Annotated in this window: 16 protein-coding genes; 12 read left to right on the top strand and 4 right to left on the bottom strand. The window is 58.9% G+C overall.

Translation table 11 applies throughout. From position 1 onward, the window contains the following. Positions 1–52 precede the first annotated feature (52 nt). On the bottom strand, positions 53–1,981 hold the full coding sequence (locus U6037_RS19780) for a transglycosylase SLT domain-containing protein (RefSeq protein WP_322844244.1): 1,929 nt from the start codon (positions 1,979–1,981) through the stop codon (positions 53–55). A 214-nt stretch (positions 1,982–2,195) separates the two neighbouring features. On the opposite strand from U6037_RS19780, the gene U6037_RS19775 reads away from it, so the two are divergent. Then, on the top strand, positions 2,196–4,118 hold the full coding sequence (locus tag U6037_RS19775; RefSeq protein WP_322844243.1) for an ATP-binding cassette domain-containing protein: 1,923 nt from the start codon (positions 2,196–2,198) through the stop codon (positions 4,116–4,118). A gap of 59 nt (positions 4,119–4,177) precedes the next feature. On the opposite strand, the gene U6037_RS19770 is transcribed toward U6037_RS19775, so the two are convergent. Further along, positions 4,178–4,615, bottom strand: coding sequence for a universal stress protein (locus tag U6037_RS19770; protein ID WP_016986753.1), 438 nt, complete (start codon positions 4,613–4,615; stop codon positions 4,178–4,180). Positions 4,616–4,718: 103 nt separating this feature from the next. Here U6037_RS19770 and U6037_RS19765 point away from each other — a divergent pair, with 103 nt between their 5' ends. The 7 genes from U6037_RS19765 (at position 4,719) to U6037_RS19735 (ending at position 13,116) form a co-directional block, all read left to right on the top strand. Further along, on the top strand, positions 4,719–5,156 hold the full coding sequence (locus U6037_RS19765; RefSeq protein WP_277758626.1) for a hypothetical protein: 438 nt from the start codon (positions 4,719–4,721) through the stop codon (positions 5,154–5,156). A gap of 518 nt (positions 5,157–5,674) precedes the next feature. Then, positions 5,675–7,822, top strand: coding sequence for a fatty acid oxidation complex subunit alpha FadB (gene fadB / locus U6037_RS19760; RefSeq protein WP_105705169.1), 2,148 nt, complete (start codon positions 5,675–5,677; stop codon positions 7,820–7,822). 29 nt (positions 7,823–7,851) lie between these two features. Next, positions 7,852–9,027: an acetyl-CoA C-acyltransferase FadA gene (gene fadA / locus U6037_RS19755; RefSeq protein WP_007910465.1), complete on the top strand. Its 1,176-nt coding sequence runs from the start codon at positions 7,852–7,854 to the stop codon at positions 9,025–9,027. 98 nt (positions 9,028–9,125) lie between these two features. After that, positions 9,126–9,362 carry a DUF1653 domain-containing protein gene (locus U6037_RS19750; protein ID WP_007910467.1) on the top strand — a complete coding sequence of 79 codons (237 nt, stop codon included), beginning with the start codon at positions 9,126–9,128 and terminating at the stop codon, positions 9,360–9,362. Positions 9,363–9,476: 114 nt separating this feature from the next. After that, the gene (gene topA, locus U6037_RS19745; RefSeq protein WP_322844242.1) at positions 9,477–12,107 is read left to right on the top strand and encodes a type I DNA topoisomerase; all 2,631 of its coding nucleotides are present in this window, start codon (positions 9,477–9,479) and stop codon (positions 12,105–12,107) included. Between the two features lie 144 nt (positions 12,108–12,251). Further along, the gene (locus U6037_RS19740) at positions 12,252–12,776 is read left to right on the top strand and encodes a DUF6586 family protein (protein WP_007910470.1); all 525 of its coding nucleotides are present in this window, start codon (positions 12,252–12,254) and stop codon (positions 12,774–12,776) included. A gap of 106 nt (positions 12,777–12,882) precedes the next feature. After that, complete coding sequence (locus tag U6037_RS19735; RefSeq protein WP_003226592.1) at positions 12,883–13,116, top strand: hypothetical protein; 234 nt, start codon at positions 12,883–12,885, stop codon at positions 13,114–13,116. 94 nt (positions 13,117–13,210) lie between these two features. Here U6037_RS19735 and sulA read toward each other — a convergent pair whose 3' ends face one another. Together sulA and lexA are read right to left on the bottom strand one after the other, a co-directional pair. Beyond that, positions 13,211–13,684, bottom strand: a complete 474-nt coding sequence (gene sulA / locus U6037_RS19730) for an SOS-induced cell division inhibitor SulA (RefSeq protein ID WP_322844241.1) — start codon at positions 13,682–13,684, stop codon at positions 13,211–13,213. 11 nt (positions 13,685–13,695) lie between these two features. Continuing rightward, positions 13,696–14,304 (bottom strand): transcriptional repressor LexA, encoded by a 609-nt coding sequence (gene lexA / locus U6037_RS19725; RefSeq protein WP_003226590.1) that lies wholly within the window; start codon positions 14,302–14,304, stop codon positions 13,696–13,698. A gap of 229 nt (positions 14,305–14,533) precedes the next feature. Between lexA and U6037_RS19720 the strand changes: the two genes are divergently transcribed. The 4 genes from U6037_RS19720 (at position 14,534) to U6037_RS19705 (ending at position 20,466) form a co-directional block, all read left to right on the top strand. Continuing rightward, positions 14,534–15,241, top strand: a complete 708-nt coding sequence (locus tag U6037_RS19720; protein WP_007910473.1) for a TetR/AcrR family transcriptional regulator — start codon at positions 14,534–14,536, stop codon at positions 15,239–15,241. Positions 15,242–15,399: 158 nt separating this feature from the next. Beyond that, positions 15,400–16,410 (top strand): beta-N-acetylhexosaminidase, encoded by a 1,011-nt coding sequence (gene nagZ, locus U6037_RS19715; protein ID WP_322844240.1) that lies wholly within the window; start codon positions 15,400–15,402, stop codon positions 16,408–16,410. A 12-nt stretch (positions 16,411–16,422) separates the two neighbouring features. Next, complete coding sequence (locus tag U6037_RS19710; RefSeq protein ID WP_322844239.1) at positions 16,423–17,160, top strand: S-methyl-5'-thioinosine phosphorylase; 738 nt, start codon at positions 16,423–16,425, stop codon at positions 17,158–17,160. Positions 17,161–17,169: 9 nt separating this feature from the next. Further along, on the top strand, positions 17,170–20,466 hold the full coding sequence (locus U6037_RS19705) for a DEAD/DEAH box helicase (protein ID WP_322844238.1): 3,297 nt from the start codon (positions 17,170–17,172) through the stop codon (positions 20,464–20,466). Positions 20,467–20,521: the final 55 nt, after the last annotated feature.

Here is a 20,521-nt window from a genome sequence, read left to right as displayed (position 1 = left end):
GTCCGAACGCGGCCCGAACCTTCGGCAGCTCCTACGTAACCGGCATTACCGGCTACTGATCATCAAAATACCGCTCATGCCAATCCACCAGCGGCTGTGGCGAGTTGAGCTTCTGGCCGTAGATCACCGAGTACGACAACACGTTCTGCACGTACTGACGGGTCTCATCGAAAGGAATGCTTTCCACCCAGACGTCAAAGCTCAGGTGATCAGCACCGCGCAGCCATTGGCGCACACGACCGGGGCCGGCGTTGTAGGCGGCGGAGGCGAGGACGCGGTTGCCGTTGAACTGGCTGTGCACCTGACTCAGGTAAGCGGCGCCGAGTTGAATGTTCTTGTCTGGATCGAGCACTTGCTGCGGCGAGGCCAGTGGGATGCTGAACTTGCGCGCGGTTTCCTTGGCGGTGCCGGGCATCAACTGCATCAGGCCGCTGGCGCCAACGCCGGAGCGCGCGTCGTCCATGAAAGCGCTTTCCTGACGGGTGATGGCAAACACCCAGCTCGAATGCAGACCACGTACCTTGGCTTCACGCACGAGGGTTTCGCGGTGGGCCATCGGGAAGCGGATATCCAGATCGTCCCAGTACTGCGCCTGGCTGATGGTGCGGATCGCCGGAAAGTACCATTTCAAGTCATAGGCGAGTTTTGCCTGGGCAACCATTTCATCGCGATTGAAATGGCGGCTGACGTGGTACCACTCGCGACGCCCGTCGACGATCTGTCCGCGGGCGTGGAATTCCAGCGCGCGGCGTACGCCTGGAGTGTTGCGCACCTTGTTGATCAGCGCTTGGCTGAGGACCAACGGCTTGTTGTTCAGCGAGTACGGCGATTGCGAACGGTCGGCGGCGAGGAAACCGTAGAAGTCACGTTCGCGCGCAAGGTTTTTGTACAGCGTCTGCGCTTCCGGGTTTTGCGGCTGGGCCAGTTCCAGACTGCGCGCCTGCCAGTAGCGCCAGCGGTTGGTGGTGGCCAGATCCTGCGGCAGACGGCGGGTCAACTGATAGGCGTCGTCCCAGCGGGCCAGACGCAGCAGCAGGCGCAGACGCCATTCCGAAACCGTGTTGTCGCGCAGTTCCGGGTCGTATTTGGTCATCACATCCAGCGCGCGACTGTCGAAACGCCGAGCGAGCGTCAGGCCGATCTCCCGGGCGATCGCAACTTTTTCATCGCGGGAGAAATGCATGCTGCTGGCGTAACCGTCGAGCAGGGCCATGGCCTTGTCCGGGTCCTGACGCGCCAAACGGCGCAGGCCGAGGCTGACCACGTCGGACATCGGCTCATCGGCCGGGGTGAAACGCGAAGGCTGATTGAGCAGCTCGGGTTTCTGCGCGACATCGACCAGCAAACGACCGCGCGGGGCGAGGGTGGTCAAGCCGTTGACCAGGCTGTTGGCCAGTGGATAGTTGCGGGCCTGAGCGGCAAGCTTGGTGCGCTCCCAGCGTTTCTGTTCAGTGAGCTGGCCATCGGCTGCCCAGATGCCGAACAGCGCGTCACACGCGGCGGGTTGGGATTTGCCGGTCAGCCAGAGCTTTTCAGCATTGGCGTACCCCTCGGCCTTATGGTTGCTGCTGATCTGGTACTGCGCGTTGAGGCAGTCCAGTTCAGTGAAGTTGAGTTTCGGGTCGTAATACTTGACGAAGGTCGCCCAGTCGCCACGGTCGGCGAGCCAGCGCAACCAGCGCAGTTTCATCCAGTTGGCCTGGGGCAGGTCACCGTGTTCGGCGAGGAACTTCTCGATTTCCGCGTTGCTCGCGGTTTTCAGGCGCGCGGTCAGTTCGTCGTAGGCCAGATACGGTTCCAGCGGATAATCGGCCAGCGCCTGGCTGTAACGGAAATACGGGCCGGTATCGCCCTTGGCCAGCGCGCGCTTGGCTTCATCGTAATACTGGCGTTGGGTGGACAGGTCCACCGCCTGGGCGGATTGAACGGCAGCGGCGGTAAGTAGCAAACAGGACAAGACACTGAAAAGGCGACTGCGCATGAGACATCCGGGCAGAGAAATCATGACAAGTGCCGACCTCGGCCAGCACTGAATTGTCTGTAGCTTAGCCTTTTGCCAGCAAGCGGCGAAAGCTTTGCCGACCTCGCAGCACAAGTTCGCAACAAATGTTGTGCAGAGTGCTTCGACAGACAAATTGCCGGCCTGCTGAAGCCCTAACTCAGGTAGAATGCGCGCCCGGTTTTTGGAGAAGCTCATGACCCTGCTCAAATTCAGCGATGTGTCCCTTGCGTTCGGCGCTATGCCGTTGTTGGACAAGGTGTCCTGGCAGATCGCCCGTGGTGAGCGGGTGTGCATCATCGGCCGCAACGGCACTGGCAAGTCCAGCATGATGAAACTGGTCAAGGGCGACCAGAAGCCCGATGACGGCTCGGTGTGGCGTGCCCCCGGTCTGAAAATCGGCGAATTGCCGCAAGAATTGCCGGTGGCCGATGATCGGACGGTATTCGACGTGGTCGCTGAAGGCCTTGATGGCGTGGGTGCGTTGCTCGCCGAATACCATCACCTCGCGCAAAACTGCGTCACTGAAGAAGACCTGAACAAGCTGATGCACGTTCAGCAAGACCTCGAAGCCCGTGATGGCTGGCGTTTGCAGACTCTGGTCGAAAGCACCTTGAGCCGTCTGCAACTGCCGGCCGACAAGACCCTCGCCCAGTTGTCCGGCGGCTGGCGTCGTCGCGTGCTGCTGGCGCAGGCACTGGTGTCCGAGCCGGATCTGCTGCTGCTCGACGAACCAACCAACCACCTGGACATCGGTGCGATTGCCTGGCTCGAAGAAGCGCTGAAAGATTTCCAGGGCGCCGTGCTGTTCATCACGCACGACCGTTCCTTCCTGCAAAACCTCGCCACGCGCATCCTCGAACTGGATCGCGGTGGCCTGATCGACTGGAACGGCGACTACGCCAGTTTCCTTGTGCACAAAGAAGCCGCGCTGGCAGCTGAAGAAACCGCCAACGCGCTGTTCGACAAGAAACTGGCCCAGGAAGAAGTCTGGATCCGCCAGGGCATCAAGGCGCGTCGCACCCGTAACGAAGGCCGCGTCCGCGCCCTGAAAGCGTTGCGCGTCGAGCGTAGCGAACGTCGTGAACGTACTGGCAAGGCCAACATTCAGCTGGACACTGCCGACAAGTCCGGCAAGCAGGTGATGGTCCTCGAGAATGTGAGTTTCGCTCACCCGGGCGGCCCGTTCCTGATCAAGGATTTCTCGATGGTCCTGACACGCGGCGACCGTATCGGTCTGCTTGGCGCCAACGGCACTGGCAAGACCACCCTGCTGAAACTGATGCTCAGCGGTCTGCAACCGACCAGTGGCAAAGTGGAAGAGGGCACGCGGATCGACGTGGCCTACTTCGACCAGTTGCGCCATCAGCTGGATCTGGAAAAAACCGTGATCGACAACGTCGCCGAAGGTCGCGACTTCATCGATATCGACGGTCAGAGCCGTCACGTGCTGAGCTACCTCGGCGACTTCCTGTTCAGCCCGCAGCGAGCCCGCACGCCGGTCAAGGCGCTGTCGGGTGGCGAACGTGCGCGTCTGTTGCTGGCCAAACTGTTCAGCAAACCGGCGAATTTGCTGGTGCTCGACGAACCGACCAACGACCTCGACGTGGAAACCCTCGAGCTGCTCGAAGAAGTGCTGCTGACCTTTAATGGCACCGTGCTGATGGTCAGCCACGACCGGGCATTCCTCGACAACGTGGTCACCAGTACCCTGGTCTTCGAAGGTGAAGGCAAGGTGCGTGAATACGTCGGTGGTTATCAGGACTGGATCCGTCAGGGCGGTTCGCCGCGTCTGCTGGGCGTAACCGAAAGCAAATCCGGCAAGGCTGACCTGAATTCGGCGGTGGTCACTGCCGAACCTGCTGTAGTGGCAGCCCCTTCGACAGCTGCCCCGGCCGCCAAGAAGAAGCTCAGCTACAAGCTGCAACGCGAGCTGGAAGCGTTGCCGGGCGATATCGACGCCAAGGAACTGCAGATTGCTGCCGTGGAAGCTGAAATGGCTGAAGCCGGTTTCTATCAGCGTCCTGCGGCTGAAACGGCCAAGGTGATTGCTTCGCTGGAGCAGTTGCAGGCTGAGCTGGATGCGTTGCTGGAGCGTTGGGCCGAGCTGGATGCCTGATTGATCCGGTAACAAAAAAGCCCGGCCTCATTTGCGTGAGGCCGGGCTTTTTGTACGGGTTAACGTTTGACCAGGTGTACCGCTAATACATCGCATGGTGCGCCGTGCAGCACGTCATTGGCGGTCGAGCCGAGCAATAGCGCCAGACCATGTCGGCCATGACTGCCGACCACGATCAGATCGCACGTTTGTTCCTTGGCGAAATGATGGATTTCCTGACGCGGCTGGCCGTAGGTCAAATGGCAGTTGGCGCCTTCGAGTTCGGAGTACTTGAGTTTCAGACGCTCCAGGCGCTCTTTGGCCTGATCGAACTGCTGTTGTTGCAGTTGTGACAGATCCATCGGCACGTCGCCACCGAACGCCATGGCCATCGGCTCGACAATATGCACCAGCGACAGCTTGGCGTTATTGCTCACCGACAGCTCGCGGGCGCGGTGAATCACAGGGTCGCACTCTTCGGTCAGATCTACGGCGACCAGGATGTGGTGGTAGGGCATGAGGTGCTCCTCGTGAGGTTTCAATATTGTTAAGTATGGCTGGTTTCAAGCGCATTGGTTCCAAAGTGACACAATGCGCTCACCAAGAATTGGGAATAGAGATATGACGGTCTGGTTAGTGGTGTCAATCCTGTTGGTGGTTTTGAGTCCGCTGGCGTGGTTGCGTCCTTCGCGCGCGCAAAGCGGTCGCATCGCCCTGCGCATGGAGGCGCGGCGCATCGGTCTGGCCATGCAGCTGGCGCCTCAGGAATGGCCGCACTGGCTGGCGCAAGAGCCGCCAAATCCTTGTGCGCAGTATCATCGCCCACGTCGCAGCAAGCAGCCTGTCTGCTGGACTTACTGGCAGAAATCGCCGGGCGTGTGGGTCAATCAGTGGCAGGAAGTCTGCGAGGATCGAGCGCTGCTCAATCATTTCGAAAAGTTGCCGGGCAATGTTTTCAAAGTCGAGGCGGACAAGCAGATGATCGCCTTGTATTGGGGCGAGAAGGGCGAAGCCTCGGTTTTGCAGGATATCGACGCCACTCTGAAAGCGCTGGCGTGATGCGCGGACTTTTCCCACTGCAACGGTGGGGAACGTCCGGCAGACGCGTAATAAAAAGCCCGACATGATTCATCGGGCGGGGTTGGCCAGGCAGGCCGGAAACTCTTTTGATGTTGATTCGGTCAGTGACATCTCCGTGTAGTCCCTCCAGCGTAGCCCTTTAAACAATGGCTGCGGCGAATTAGGGCGACTTTTCTAACTATTGATTCTATGAATGACTTCACATGCAGATGCGTGTTGCGGGTCTTCGTCTTACAGAAATGACCGCAAAGTCGCTTTTCAACCCGTATTTTGGGCGATTGACAATTGTCGGAAATTCCGTGAAGGTGACGTACCCAAATCAAACGGGCGTATGAATTGAGCGTTTGTCTTGCAGACTGCTCCTACAGAATCCCGACTATCGCGTTGGCGGGTGTGCCGGGTGGATTGGCGTTAGCATCGACGAAAAAGCGTCCTGCCGAGCCATTCGCCTGCGTCCGACGTGTACTGTTCAGCTTCCATATCGTGGAGATCAGTTGATGATTTACGAAGGTAAAGCCATCACGGTTAAAGCTCTTGAAAGTGGCATCGTCGAATTGAAATTCGACCTCAAGGGTGAGTCCGTCAACAAGTTCAACCGTCTAACCCTGAACGAACTGCGTCAGGCCGTAGACACCATCAAGGCAGATGCTTCGATCAAGGGCGTGATCGTCAGCAGTGGCAAGGACGTGTTCATCGTCGGCGCCGACATCACCGAATTTGTCGAGAACTTCAAGCTGCCGGATGCGGAGCTGGTTGCTGGCAATCTCGAAGCCAACAAGATCTTCAGCGATTTCGAAGACCTCAACGTTCCGACCGTAGCGGCCATCAATGGCATCGCCCTGGGCGGCGGTCTGGAAATGTGCCTGGCAGCTGACTATCGCGTCATGTCCACCAAGGCCAAGATCGGTCTGCCGGAAGTCAAACTGGGCATCTACCCGGGCTTCGGCGGCACCGTGCGTCTGCCGCGCCTGATCGGTGTCGACAACGCCATCGAGTGGATTGCCGCTGGCAAGGAAAACCGCCCAGAAGACGCCCTGAAAGTCAGCGCCGTCGACGCCGTGGTTGCTCCAGAGAAGCTGCAGGAAGCTGCGCTTGAACTGATCAAGCGCGCCATCTCCGGCGAGTTCGACTTCAAAGCCAAGCGTCAGCCGAAACTTGAAAAACTCAAGTTGAACGCCATTGAACAAATGATGGCTTTCGAAACCGCCAAAGGTTTCGTCGCAGGGCAAGCTGGCCCGAACTACCCGGCGCCGGTTGAAGCGATCAAGACCATCCAGAAAGCCGCGAACTTCGGTCGTGACAAGGCGCTGGAAGTCGAAGCCGCCGGTTTCGTCAAACTGGCCAAGACCTCTGCCGCGCAGAGCTTGATCGGTCTGTTCCTGAACGATCAGGAACTGAAGAAAAAGGCCAAGGCCTACGACGAAATCGCCAAAGACGTGAAGCAGGCCGCTGTACTGGGCGCCGGCATCATGGGTGGCGGTATCGCCTATCAGTCGGCCTCCAAAGGCACGCCGATCCTGATGAAGGACATCAACGAGCACGGTATCGAGCAAGGTCTGGCCGAAGCCGCCAAGCTGCTGGTTGGCCGCGTTGATAAAGGCCGCATGACCGCAGCGAAAATGGCTGAAGTGCTCAACGCCATTCGTCCGACCCTGTCCTACGGCGACTTCGGTCACGTCGATCTGGTTGTCGAAGCTGTGGTCGAGAACCCGAAGGTCAAGCAAGCCGTACTGGCTGAAGTCGAAGGTCAGGTCAAAGAGGACACCATCCTCGCGTCCAACACCTCGACAATTTCCATCAGCCTGCTGGCCAAGGCCCTCAAGCGTCCGGAAAACTTCGTCGGCATGCACTTCTTCAACCCGGTGCACATGATGCCGCTGGTGGAAGTGATTCGTGGCGAGAAGTCGAGTGAGCTGGCAGTTGCCACCACCGTTGCCTACGCCAAGAAAATGGGCAAGAACCCGATCGTCGTCAACGACTGCCCGGGTTTCCTCGTTAACCGCGTACTGTTCCCGTACTTCGGCGGTTTCGCCAAGCTGGTCAGCGCCGGCGTGGACTTCGTCCGTATCGACAAGGTCATGGAAAAATTCGGCTGGCCGATGGGCCCGGCGTACCTGATGGACGTGGTCGGCATCGACACCGGTCACCATGGTCGTGACGTAATGGCTGAAGGCTTCCCGGATCGCATGAAGGATGACCGTCGTTCGGCCATCGACGTGCTTTACGAAGCCAAGCGCCTCGGCCAGAAGAACGGCAAGGGCTTCTACGCTTACGAGGCCGACAAGAAAGGCAAGCAGAAGAAAGTTGCCGATCCGTCGGTACTGGAAGTGCTCAAACCGATCGTTTACGAGCAGCGTGAAGTCACTGACGAAGACATCATCAACTGGATGATGATCCCGCTGTGCCTGGAAACCGTGCGTTGCCTGGAAGACGGCATCGTTGAAACTGCCGCCGAAGCCGACATGGGTCTGGTCTACGGTATCGGTTTCCCTCCATTCCGTGGTGGTGCGCTGCGCTACATCGATTCGATCGGTGTTGCCGAGTTCGTTGCCCTGGCTGACCAGTACGCTGATTTGGGCGCGCTGTACCACCCGACCGCGAAGCTGCGCGAAATGGCCAAAAACGGCCAGAGCTTCTTCGGTTAAGCGCCCCCAACTAGAGTGAGAGTGAACTTATGAGCTTGAATCCTAGAGACGTCGTGATTGTCGACTTCGGTCGTACTCCGATGGGCCGCTCCAAGGGCGGCATGCACCGCAACACCCGCGCCGAAGACATGTCGGCGCACCTGATCAGCAAACTGCTGGAACGCAACGCCAAGGTCGATCCTGCTGAAGTCGAGGACGTGATCTGGGGCTGCGTCAACCAGACCCTGGAGCAGGGCTGGAACATCGCGCGCATGGCGTCGCTGATGACCCAGATCCCGCACACCTCGGCCGGCCAGACCGTCAGCCGCCTGTGTGGTTCGTCGATGAGCGCGCTGCACACCGCTGCACAAGCGATCATGACCGGCAACGGTGACGTGTTCGTGGTTGGCGGCGTCGAGCATATGGGCCACGTGAGCATGATGCACGGTGTCGATCCGAACCCGCACATGTCGCTGTATGCGGCAAAAGCCTCGGGCATGATGGGCCTGACCGCGGAAATGCTCGGCAAAATGCACGGCATCACTCGCGAACAACAGGACGCTTTCGGCGTGCGCTCCCACCAGTTGGCCCACAAGGCAACCGTGGAAGGCAAGTTCAAAGACGAAATCATCCCGATGCAGGGCTACGACGAGAACGGTTTCCTGAAACTGTTCGACTACGACGAAACCATTCGTCCGGAAACCACCCTGGAAAGTCTGGCGGCCCTCAAGCCTGCCTTCAACCCAAAGGGCGGCACCGTGACCGCCGGTACTTCGTCGCAGATCACTGACGGTGCTTCGTGCATGATCGTGATGTCGGCGCAACGTGCACAGGATCTGGGTATCCAGCCAATGGCGGTTATCCGTTCGATGGCAGTGGCAGGTGTGGATCCGGCGATCATGGGCTATGGTCCAGTTCCGGCGACACAGAAAGCCCTGAAGCGCGCAGGCCTTGGTATCAACGATATCGACTTCTTCGAGCTCAACGAAGCTTTCGCTGCACAGGCTCTGCCAGTGTTGAAAGATCTGAAAGTGCTCGACAAGATGAACGAGAAGGTTAACCTGCACGGCGGCGCGATCGCCCTGGGTCACCCGTTCGGTTGCTCCGGTGCCCGTATTTCCGGCACCTTGCTGAACGTGATGAAGCAGAATAGCGGCACCTTCGGGGTGGCCACTATGTGCATTGGTCTCGGCCAAGGCATCTCCACCGTCTTCGAACGCGTCTAAGCGTCTCGTTGATGGAAGCCGGGGCCAAGTGCCCCGGTTTTTGTTTTTGTGGATTTATTTTGTTTTTATTTTGAAAAAATTTGAGTGAGGGCCAACACATGCCGATACAACCTGGGCTCTACCAACATTACAAAGGTCCGCAGTACCGCGTATTCAGTGTTGCGCGGCATTCCGAGACTGAAGAAGAAGTGGTCTTTTACCAAGCCCTGTATGGCGATTACGGCTTCTGGGTGCGCCCTCTGAGCATGTTTCTCGAGTCAGTCGAGGTTGACGGCGAGCAGGTGCCACGCTTTGCTTTGGTGCAAGCCGAACCAAGCCTTTTTTCCAAGGCATAAGGCGGGTGCGCACAGAACCCTGTGCTTGACCTCACCTTGTATCAACTATATATAGCGGTGCCGCGTCAGGCGCCAATCGCCTTTCACTTCTAGAATTCAGGAATTTTCTGATCCATGGGCAAATCGCTGGTCATTGTGGAATCCCCGGCTAAGGCCAAGACCATCAACAAGTATCTGGGTAACCAATACGTGGTGAAGTCGAGTATCGGCCATATCCGAGACCTGCCCACCAGCGGTTCGGCTAGCGCCAGCAAAGAGCCCGCCGCCAAGCGCGGCAAGGCTGCTGCGGGCGAAGGTCCGGTGCTCTCGCCGAAAGAGAAAGCGCGCAAGCAGCTGGTCTCGCGTATGGGTGTCGATCCCGATCATGGCTGGAAAGCCAAGTACGAGATCCTCCCGGGTAAAGAGAAGGTCATCGAAGAGCTGCGCCGGCTCGCCAAAGATGCTGACACCATCTATCTCGCAACCGACTTGGATCGCGAGGGGGAAGCCATTGCCTGGCACCTGCGCGAAGCCATCGGTGGTGACGACAGCCGCTACAAGCGCGTGGTGTTCAACGAAATCACCAAGAAGGCGATTCAGGAAGCCTTCTCGGAGCCGGGCGAGCTGGACATCGATCGTGTCAACGCACAGCAGGCGCGTCGTTTCCTTGACCGCGTTGTGGGTTACATGGTCTCGCCGCTGCTGTGGGCGAAGATCGCCCGTGGCTTGTCCGCCGGTCGTGTGCAATCGGTAGCCGTGAAACTGGTGGTTGAGCGTGAGCGCGAAATTCGTGCGTTCAACCCGGAAGAGTACTGGGAAGTGCATGCCGATCTCGGCACCACCAAAGGCTCGACCGTGCGTTTCGAAGTGGCTCGCGAGAAAGGCGAAGCCTTCAAGCCGCTCAACGAAGCCCAGGCCATGGCCGCGCTGGAGAAGCTCAAGTCTTCCAGCTACAGCATCGTCAAGCGCGAAGACAAGCCGACCAGCAGCAAGCCTTCGGCGCCATTCATCACGTCGACCCTGCAACAGGCTGCGAGTAACCGCCTGGGCTTCGGCGTGAAGAAAACCATGATGATGGCCCAGCGTCTGTACGAAGCCGGCTACATCACTTATATGCGTACCGACTCGACCAACCTCTCGGTTGACGCCGTGGCGATGGCGCGCACTTACATCGAAGACGAGTTCGGCAAGAAGTACCTGCCGGAAACGCCGAACGTCTACAGCAGCAAGGAAGGCGCACAAGAGGCTCACGAAGCGATTCGTCCGTCCGACGCCAACACCATTCCGAGCAAGCTGACCGGCATGGAGCGTGACGCTGAGCGTCTCTACGAGTTGATCTGGCGCCAGTTCCTCGCTTGCCAGATGCTGCCGGCACAATATCTGTCGACCACCGTCAGCGTAGGCGCTGGCGACTTCGAGCTGCGCGCCAAGGGCCGTATCCTCAAGTTCGACGGTTATACCCGTGTCATGCCGCAGATTGCCAAGCCAGGCGATGACGACGTTCTGCCTGATATGGCGCAGGGCGACGTGATGAAGCTGATCAAGCTCGATCCGTCCCAGCACTTCACCAAGCCACCGGCGCGTTACTCGGAAGCCAGTCTGGTGAAGGAAATGGAAAAACGCGGCATCGGTCGTCCTTCGACTTACGCTGCGATCATTTCGACCATTCAGGATCGTGGCTACGTGACCCTGCACAACCGTCGTTTCTACTCGGAAAAGATGGGCGACATCGTCACCGAGCGTCTGTCGGAAAGCTTCTCCAACCTCATGGACTACGGCTTCACCGCCGGCATGGAAGAGAACCTCGATGATGTGGCGCAGGGCGAGCGCGACTGGAAAAGCGTGCTCGACGAGTTCTACGGCGATTTCAAAAAGAAACTCGAAGTAGCCGAAAACCCTGAAAGCGGCATGCGCGCCAACCAGCCGGTCATGACCGACATTCCGTGCACGACCTGTGGTCGTCCGATGCAGATTCGTACTGCTTCGACGGGCGTTTTCCTCGGTTGCTCGGGCTACAACCTGCCGCCGAAAGAGCGCTGCAAGGCGACCGTCAACCTGGTGCCGGGCGACGAAATCGCTGCGGACGACGAGGGTGAGTCGGAATCGCTGGTACTGCGCGGCAAGCATCGCTGCCCGATCTGCAGCACGGCCATGGACGCTTACCTGCTCGACGAGAAGCGCAAGCTGCACATCTGCGGTAACAACCCGGATTGCGCCGGCTACGAAATCGAAGAAGGCAGCTATCGCATCAAGGGCTATGAAGGTCCGAGCCTTGAATGCGACAAGTGTGGCAGCGAGATGCAGCTCAAGACTGGCCGTTTCGGCAAGTTCTTCGGTTGCACCAACCCTGAGTGCAAGAACACCCGCAAACTGCTGAAAAGCGGTGATGCAGCGCCGCCGAAGATGGATCCGGTGAAGATGCCTGAGCTCAAATGCGAAAAGGTCAACGACACCTATATCCTGCGTGATGGTGCGTCTGGTCTGTTCCTGGCGGCCAGTCAGTTCCCGAAAAACCGCGAGACCCGTGCTCCGTTGGTGATCGAGATTCTGCCGCACAAGGATGAGATCGATCCGAAGTATCACTTCCTGTGTGAAGCGCCGCAGAAGGACCCTGACGGTCTGCCAGCGGTGATTCGCTACAGCCGCAAGACCAAGGAGCAATACGTGCAGACCGAAGTCGACGGCAAGCCTACCGGTTGGAAGGCCTACTACGACGGCGGCAAGTGGACGGTTGAAGACAAGCGTACGAAGGCCAAGGCTGAGTAAGCGTTAGTCCGTCACTGCAAAGGCCGCATGAGAACCCTTGGGTTTTCATGCGGCCTTTTTGTTTTGTGCTTGCGGTTGGATCGGCTGATCCATGACACTGTCCGGCCTGTGTGAAGCAATTATTTCGTTGTGGAGAGCGCCGTCATGGCTCACGAACTCTATACCCGTACCAATCAGAAGATCTATTTCGCCGGCCTGTCGCTGGAAGCTCTGGCTCGCGCTGAAGAAGGCCGGGCGATGAATTCTCTGGCGCTGATTCAGGCTGGTCGTGAATCGGCTTTGTTCCATCTCTACGGTGCCTTGCTGGGCCTTTGTCATGAGATCGCTGGCTTCTATCGTCTGCCGCAGGCGAATGCGCCACGGGCAGAGATGCTGTTGACGCGTGAAGTCCTGGAGTCGATTGCTATCCCTGAGCTGGCTGAGATGGTTGAGCTGGCGGGTAACTCCGAGACATGGCTGGCTAAATTGCTGGCTGCGCATTCGGCACTGTTTCAACCGCCACGTGTGCCACACAAGCCCAAGGGAGATGTGACACAGCCGTTGATTCAAGCGATCAATCTGGATGAAGAAGAAGCGCCAGAAGAGTTGAGTCGAGAGGAGCTGGAGAGCTGGCGGCAGAATCTGAAAGGCTTGGCCATTCGTTTTCGCGAAGGCTTGAACGAGTGCTGAGAACAATTGACACGGTGGCAATCTGAAACATGCTGCTGGTCAAGATCCCGAGCGAAGCCTGAATGATGTCTATATAATCCCTGCCTTTCGTGGAGAACAGACCTATATGCCAACGTCCTTTCTAGAAATTGTCGAGTTACCCGACGGCCGAATCGAGCTGCGCAGGGCCGAGGACGAGGGTTCTCTGGTGACGCTGGATTTCTCCGAGGATGCCAAGGCGTTCCTGCAAGGTCAGCATGTGGAAATCGCCAAGGCGATGTTAAGCGTCGGTGTGCAGATGGCTGGACGTATGGTCGAAGGCGAGTTCGATAAGGAAGAGGGGCCGCGGGTTCTTCATTGATCCCCGTCTTTTTTCATTTAGACGTTACCGCTTCAGATCGGCTTCTCTGTCCTTGGAGAAGCCCTGCGCTTCACACAGCGCGTATTGCCAACAATTAACCTAAACGAATGTTCAGACTCTGAGCATCGCCTGTGCGTGCGGCGCTGATCAGTTGTTGCCGCGCGTTCGTGTTCAGCGGGTTGAGCCAGGTGACGACGGTGTGACTGCGACCCAATCTTAGAGCTTCGCATGCCAGTTGCTGAGCGCTTTGAGTGCCTCGTGGTTGCAGCAGCAGAATGCGTTCGCGGTTCAGGCCGGCATCCCGCAGCCATGTTTGGGTCAGGCTGGCAGGCGGTGCGATCAGTGTCAGCCAGCGCGCGTCCTGATCTTCACTGAGTTCGCGAAGGATCGGGGCGAGCAGGTTCAGGCAGTTCCCGGCCGCACCACGCAGTGACAGCTCACTGAATACTTCGGGTTCGGCATTCCATGGGCGCTCGACGACCTCTTTGAGGATCGGCGCCATCGGTTGCGCCAGAAACGCTTCGAATAAAGGCAGTTGTGTTTGCTGAGGTGTGTGTGGGAACTGCATAAAGCCTCCTTTTAGCGGCGGATTACGCCGACACTCAAGCCTTCGATCACCAGTTCCTGATCTTTCAGGTCGACTTCGATAGGGGCGAACTCAGGGTTTTCGGCAATCAGCCAGACCTTGCTGCCTTCACGCTTGAAGCGTTTGACGGTCACTTCATCGCCGATGCGGGCGACGACGACCTGGCCATTACGCGCCTCGCGGGTGGTGTGCACGGCAAGGAGGTCACCGTCGAAAATGCCGATGTCCTTCATGCTCATGCCGTGCACGCGCAACAGATAGTCGGCGCGCGGATGGAAGAAGGCCGGGTTGATATTGCAGGATTCTTCGATGTGCTGTTGGGCGAGGATTGGTGCGCCGGCAGCGACCCGGCCAATGATCGGCAGGGTAGAGTCGTCGGCTTTGGCTTCGAAGCCGGGTATGCGAATACCGCGAGAAGCGCCAGGGGTCATCTCGATAGCGCCTTTTCGGGCCAGCGCCTTGAGATGTTCTTCAGCCGCGTTCGGTGACTTGAAACCCAGTTCCTGAGCGATTTCCGCACGGGTTGGCGGATAACCGTTGTCTTCGAGGCAACGTTTGATAAAGGCCAGAATCTCGGCTTGGCGTGGCGTCAGCTTTAGCATATTGATCGCTCTGTCTTTTTATACAGTGACTGGGATTATATACAGTGAAACGGTCTTGGCAATGCCCGTTTTTTTGCCTGCCGCCGGACGGTCGGCAGTGCTGCTGATAAAAGCGCCGGGCTTGTGTGGTTAAATAGCTGACCGACCATTCCCAAAACGAACTGGCAGGCTTGACAAGGCACAGGCTGAAACGTATGTTTCAAACAAGTGTTTGTCAGGCGGAGTAGCCATGGCCCAGTCGGAAACCGTTGAACGCATTCTTGATGCTGCCGAGCAGTTGTTCGCGGAGAAAGGTTTCGCTGAAACCTCATTGCGTTTGATCACCAGCAAGGCTGGCGTCAACCTGGCAGCAGTGAACTACCACTTCGGCTCGAAAAAAGCGCTGATTCAGGCGGTGTTTTCGCGCTTCCTCGGGCCGTTCTGCATCAGTCTCGATAAAGAGCTGGAGCGCCGTCAGGCAAAGCCTGAAAACAAGCCGACTCTTGAAGAGCTTTTGGAAATCCTCGTCGAGCAAGCCCTCGTGGTTCAACCACGCAGCGGCAACGATTTGTCGATTTTCATGCGCCTGCTCGGCCTCGCGTTCAGCCAGAGCCAAGGCCACTTGCGGCGTTATCTGGAAGATATGTACGGCAAGGTGTTCCGTCGCTACATGTTGCTGGTCAACGAAGCTGCGCCACGCATTCCGCCAATCGAGCTGTTCTGGCGCGTGCACTTCATGCTCGGTGCTGCCGCGTTCAGCATGTCCGGTATCAAGGCTTTGCGCGCGATCGCCGAGACCGATTTCGGCGTCAATACCTCCATCGAGCAAGTGATGCGCCTGATGGTGCCGTTCCTCGCAGCAGGCATGCGTGCCGAAACCGGTGTCACCGACGCGGCAATGGCCACTGCACAGCTGCGTCCACGCAGCAAATCAACGCCGGTCGCCGCCAAGGTTTAACCGCGCACGGGTGGGCGCGGCAGCTTGTATCCGCTAAGCTAGCCGCCCATGCCAACTCTCGTTTTGAACCCGATCCTCATAGAAATTGCTGACCTGCCGAGCGTTGCTCACGGTAGCGATTTGCTGCGGATCGGGTTTTTCGTTTTCAAGGAATCTCTATGACTGCTGGCCTGCAAGGCTCGTTGATGGTGGACGTCGCCGGTACCTGGCTGACGGCCGAAGATCGCCAATTGTTGCGTCAGCCCGAAGTGGGCGGCCTGATCATTTTCGCGCGCAACATCGAGCATCCGCGTCAGGTGCGTGAGCTCAGCGCGGCGATTCGTGCGATTCGTCCGGATCTGCTGCTGGCGGTGGATCAAGAGGGCGGTCGTGTGCAGCGTCTGCGCCAAGGCTTCGTGCGCCTGCCGGCCATGCGTGCCATCGCCGATAACCCGAACGCCGAATACCTCGCCGAACAATGCGGCTGGATCATGGCGACTGAAGTGCTGGCGGTCGGGCTCGACTTGAGTTTCGCCCCTGTACTCGATCTGGATTACCAGCGTAGCGCCGTGGTTGGCACCCGTTCCTTCGAAGGTGATCCCGAGCGTGCTGCGGTGCTCGCCGGTGCATTCATTCGCGGTATGAACAGCGCCGGGATGGCCGCCACCGGCAAGCATTTCCCTGGCCACGGATGGGCGGAAGCGGATTCCCACGTAGCGATCCCGAATGACGAACGCAGTCTCGACGAGATCCGCGCCAACGACCTCGTGCCGTTCGCCAAACTCAGCAAACAACTGGCCGCGATCATGCCGGCGCACGTCATCTATCCGCAGGTGGATTCGCAGCCAGCCGGTTTCTCCCGCCGCTGGTTGCAGGACATCCTGCGTGGCGAGTTGCAGTTCGACGGCGTGATCTTCAGCGACGACCTGTCGATGGCCGGCGCCCATGTGGTCGGCGATGCCGCCAGCCGCATCGAAGCCGCTTTGACTGCCGGTTGCGACATGGGCCTGGTGTGCAATGACCGCGCCGCTGCCGAACTGGCCCTGAGCGCCGCGCAGCGCATGAAGGTTAAGCCGTGCGCGCGCATCGCCCGCATGCGCGGTCAGGCGATTGCCAGCACCGAATATCGCCAGGATCCGCGCTGGCTCACCGCCATCGGCGCGCTCAAAGACGCTCAACTGATCGATTAAGGATTTTTCGCTATGACGGTTTACGCAATCATCGGTGGCACCGGCCTGACCCAACTCGAAGGCTTGACCATTCGCCAATCGCTGGCGGTGGACACGCCCTACGGCGCGCCGTCGGCCGACGTGCAAATTGGCGAATACGCCGGCAAGGAAGTGCTGTTCCTCGCCCGTCATGGCCACCCGCATCGTTTTCCGCCGCACAAGGTCAACTACCGCGCCAACCTGTGGGCGTTGAAGCAGGCCGGCGCCGAAGCGATCATCGCGGTGAACGCCGTGGGCGGGATTCATCCGGCGATGGGCACCGGGCATTTCTGCGTGCCGCATCAGATCGTCGACTACACCAGCGGGCGCGAGCACACCTTTTTCGCCGATGATCTGGAGCACGTCACCCATATCGACTTCAGCTTTCCCTACAGCGAGCCGTTGCGCCAGCAATTGATCGCCGCTGTGGCCGCCGAAGGTTGCGAGTACAGCGATCAGGGTGTGTATGCCTGCACCCAGGGCCCGCGTCTGGAAACGGTCGCCGAGATCGTGCGCCTGGAACGGGATGGCTGCGACATCGTCGGCATGACCGGCATGCCGGAAGCCGCGCTGGCGCGTGAACTGGATCTGGATTACGCCTGTCTGGCACTGGTGGTCAACCCGGCGGCGGGCAAGACCACCGACGTGATCACCATGGCCGAGATCGAGCAGGCATTGCACGATGGCATGGGCAAGGTGAAGTCGACGTTGGCACGGGTGTTGGCCGGCTAAGGGCTGCTCATGAGCATTTTCATCGAGCGGCTCAAGTCGTTGGCCTGGACTCAGGCATTCAGTAGCAAGGCGCTGGCCAAGGCTCGCGCTTATGCCGCCGATGACCGGGTAGAGATCATCGAGATCAATGACAAAAAGATCGAGGCGTTCTGCGTCGGTTCGGAAAATCAGGCGTATGAACAAACCATTTACCTGTCCGAAGATCGCCTGGGTTCCGTCAACTTGCGTTGCCTGTGCAGCTGTCCTGTCGTAATCGACTGCAAGCACTGCGCTGCGGTGCTCTATCACCTGCAGGGCGGTGCTGATGATGCGTCTGAGAGTGACGCACAGATCCAGTTGGGTCGGGCGCTGGAACATTGGCTTTCGACCATCCCCGTGCCGTCCAAGCCTGCCGAAGACGGCGCGCAAACCGCAGGCACGCGCCTGTTTTACAAGCTCAAGCCAACGCCTGTGAGCGGCAAGTGGCTGCTCGATATTTTCAAGGTTTCCCAGCTCAAGAGCGGCGAGTTACGCGAAGTCAAACCGATGTATTCGCAGGCGGAAATGCTCATGCGGCAGCCCGGCTACCTGTCCGAGCTGGATCTGCGCGTTGCCAGGCTGCTGGTTGCCATGCACTCTCACCACGCCTATTACAGCGGCTATCCGCTGGAAGGCAGCAGCGGCGCCGAACTGCTGGAAATGCTCTTGCGCACCTCGCGGCTGTTCCTCGATTTCGAGAATCTGCAACCGTTGATGTCTGGCGCGAAACGCATCGGCCAGTTCGCCTGGGCCGAGCAGGCCGACGGCGGGTTCCGCGCGCAGTGGAGCAGCGCCGAGGCGGCGCAGGAAACCGTGCTGGCGCTGGAGCCGCTTTATTACCTGGATCGTGAACAGCGGCAGATTGGCCCTCTGTTCAATGAGCTGGAAGAAAAACTGGCCAGTCATTTGACTCTGGCGCCGGACATTCCGGCGCGTCAGGCCATGCAGTTCAGCCATCGCATGAGCGCTGCGACGAGAATCCCGCCGCCCCATCAACTGACCGAACGAGTCATCGACGACGTACTACCGCAGCCACAACTGACCCTCGTCAGCGGTCGGGAGCGGTCGCGCTGGGAATACGTTCTGGAGCACCGTGCCGCTCTGGTGTTTACCTACAACGGCCAGCCGACGGTGGATCGCAACCCGGAAGTAATGATCCTCAACGGCACCGAAACCCAGCGCATTCAACGCCAGCCTGCGGTGGAAAAGCGGCTGCGCCAGATCCTGCAAAAGCACGGCTTCAAGAAGGCCACGCGCAAGAGTTCGCTGGATCGTCCCGGCGAGATGTTCACGTTGCCGGATGATTCCGCCTGGCTCGGGTTTATGCACGAAGGGCTTGCCACGTTGCGCGCCTCGAACTGGGAAGTGGAGATGAGTCCCGGCTTTCATTTCAATGTGCAACCGGTTGAGCATTGGTACGCCGAGGTCGAAGAAGAGGCTGGGCATCAGTGGTTTGATTTGCAGTTGGGTATCGTCGTCAATGGTCAGCGCTATAGTTTGCTACCAATCCTTCTGCACCTGTTGCGCACGCAGCCGCGCTTGCTTGACCCGGTCAATCTGGCACAGCGCAGCGATGACGAAAAACTCCTGATCGAACTGAAGCCCAGCGGCTTTGGTGACTCTTCGGGCGCCAAGGTCGCGCTGCCGCTGAGTCGGGTCAAGCCGCTGATGGCCACGCTGGGCGAGTTGCACCTGGGCGGTCATCAGGGCGATGCACTGCGCTTGAGTGTCCCGGATGCCGCGCGCTTGAGTATGCTCGATGGCGTGCCGCTGGATTGGCAGGGGGGAGAGCGGCTACGCACCTTCGCCAAGCGCTTGCAGAATTCCATTCACACCCAGGTCGTTGCGCCGGCCGGCCTTAACGCGCAACTGCGCCCCTATCAGCTCGAAGGCCTGAACTGGATGCAGACCCTGCGCGAGCTTGAGGTCGGCGGCATTCTGGGCGATGACATGGGGCTGGGCAAAACACTGCAGACCTTGGCGCATCTGCTCACGGAAAAACACGCCGGTCGCCTTGATTGTCCGGCTCTGGCGGTGATGCCGACCAGCCTGATTCCCAACTGGCTCGACGAGGCCGAGCGTTTCACTCCCCAGTTGAAAGTATTGGCGCTGCACGGCTCTGGTCGGCAAAAGGATTTCGTTGATCTGGCCGAGTACGATCTGGTGCTGACCACTTACGCGTTGCTGCCCAGGGATCTGGAGACCTTGCAGCCACAGACGTGGAGCGTGCTGATTCTCGACGAAGCGCAGAACATCAAGAACCCGCTCAGCAAAGCCGCGCAGGCCGCACGCGATTTGCAGGCCCGCCAGCGCTTGTGCCTGAGCGGTACGCCATTGGAAAACCACTTGGGCGAGCTTTGGTCGCAGTTTCATTTCCTCATGCCCGGTTGGCTCGGCGACAGCAAGTCCTTCAATCGTGATTACCGCACTCCAATCGAGAAGCACGGCAATGTTCAGCGCATGCAGCACCTGACAGCGCGCATCAAGCCGTTTTTGCTGCGCCGCAAAAAGGACCAGGTCGCCACCGAGTTGCCACCGAAAACCGAAATCGTGCATTGGGTGGATCTCAGCGACGGCCAGCGCGATGTCTATGAAACGGTTCGCGTGGCGATGGACAAAAAAGTGCGCGACGAAATTGCCCGCAGTGGCGTGGCGCGCAGTCAGATCATCATTCTTGATGCATTACTCAAGCTGCGGCAGGTCTGTTGCGACTTGCGCTTGATCAACATGCCGCTGACAGCGAAGGCGCTACGCTCCGGCAGTGGCAAGTTGGTCAGTTTGATGGAGATGCTCGAGGAGTTGCTGGGCGAAGGTCGCAGGATTCTGCTGTTCTCGCAGTTCACCTCGATGCTCGCGTTGATCGAGGAAGAATTGCAGCAACGTGACATTGCCTATTCGCTGCTGACCGGTGACACCACGGATCGACGCACGCCGGTGAAGGATTTTCAGGGCGGCAAGGTGCCATTGTTTCTGATCAGCCTGAAGGCCGGTGGGACCGGTTTGAACCTGACCGCTGCGGACACGGTGATCCATTTCGACCCTTGGTGGAACCCGGCAGTGGAGAGTCAGGCCACCGATCGTGCGTATCGAATCGGGCAAAACAACCCGGTATTCGTTTACAAGCTGATCGCTCGCGGCACGGTAGAGGAAAAAATACAGGCGCTGCAGCAGGAGAAGGCGGCGCTGGCCGGGGCGGTGCTTGAAGGCGGGACGACGGGTGGCTGGAAGCTGGAGCAGACTGACATCGAGGCGCTGTTTGCGCCGTTGCCTGTTTCCAGGGAAGTCTGAGGCTATTATCTGATGGCCCCATCGCTGGCAAGCCAGCTCCCACAGGTATCGAGTT

Source organism: Pseudomonas sp. B33.4 (assembly GCF_034555375.1).
Classification (GTDB): Bacteria; Pseudomonadota; Gammaproteobacteria; order Pseudomonadales; family Pseudomonadaceae; genus Aquipseudomonas.
The sequence above is the reverse complement of the archived record's forward strand: the minus strand, read 5'-3'. Positions and strand labels throughout refer to the sequence as shown.